This is a genomic window from Brevundimonas sp. (genome assembly GCF_030682035.1).
Lineage (GTDB): Bacteria > Pseudomonadota > Alphaproteobacteria > Caulobacterales > Caulobacteraceae > Brevundimonas.
Map to the genome: position 1 here is coordinate 1 of NZ_JAUXQZ010000033.1, position 1134 is coordinate 1134.

Below are 1134 nucleotides of genomic sequence, written 5' to 3' on the forward strand. Positions count from 1 at the left end.
ATCTAGTGTAGTGATTCATGCTGTTCTTGTCTTATTTAGGGCGAGCCTAGCCCGGTTTACTTTTGTCAGGATTTCCTGCGCGGTTTTGGTCCACACAAAGGGTGTGGGATGGGCATTGCGCTGGGTGATGTACGCGTCAATTGCCGCAATCAGCTCCGGGACACTACGAAAGACCCCGCGGCGAATCTGCTTGGCCGTCAGGTCGCCAAAGACGCGTTCTACCAAGTTGAGCCACGAACTGCTGGTGGGCGTGAAATGCATGTGGATGCGCGGATGGCGCGTCAGCCACCGCTGGACCGTGGGGTGTTTGTGCGTGGCGTAGTTGTCGGCGATCAGATGCAGGGCTTTGCTCTGGGGGACCTGGCGATCAATCAGACGCAGGAACGTCAGCCATTCTTGGTGCCGATGGCGCGGCAGGCACGTGGAGATGATTGAGCCCTCCGCCACATGCAGGGCGGCAAAGAGTGTGGTGGTACCGTGACGCTTGTAATCGTGCGTCATCGTGCCGCAGCGCCCAGGCTTCAGGGGCAAGCCGGGCTGCGTGCGATCCAGGGCCTGGATCTGACTTTTTTCATCCACGCAGAGGACGACGGCATGTTCGGGTGGGTGCAGATACAGACCTACCACGTCCTCCAATTTGTCCTGAAAATGCGGATCCCGGCTGAGCTTAAAGGCCCGGACTCGGTGGGGCTGCAAGCCATGGGCGGTCCAGACCCGCTGCACGAACGTGGGGTTCGTGCGCAGGTGCCGCGCCAAGGTGCGGGTCGACCAGTGCGTGGCGGCGGGCGGGGTCGTTTGGGTCGTCGTCTTCAGAATGCGCGCGGTGAGCGCCTGACGTGCCTTGGGGGGGCGTCCCCCACGGGGCGCATCCTGGGCGAGACCGGGCAGGCGCTGGGTGGCGAAGCGTTGCCGCCAGAGGCCCACGGTTTGCCGACTCGTGCCCAACGCGGCGGCAATGTGCTGGTTGTCATGGCCCGCGACCGCCAGCAACGCAATCTTGGCGCGAAGGACGAGCCGCGCGGGGGTCCGCCGGCCCCGCGCCCACTGCGCCAGTTGCTGGCGTTCGGTCTCGGTCACCTGAAGGGAAGGGGCGATGCGCATGGTCCAGTCCTCCTCGGGAGGAGAGCATACCCG

1 protein-coding gene is annotated in these 1134 nt (G+C 63.8%); it reads right to left on the reverse strand.

Annotated elements, in window-relative coordinates:
• Nucleotides 1–15: 15 nt before the first annotated feature.
• On the reverse strand, nt 16–1101 hold the full coding sequence (locus Q8K49_RS09515; RefSeq protein WP_305305572.1) for an IS630 family transposase: 1086 nt from the start codon (nt 1099–1101) through the stop codon (nt 16–18).
• Nucleotides 1102–1134: the final 33 nt, after the last annotated feature.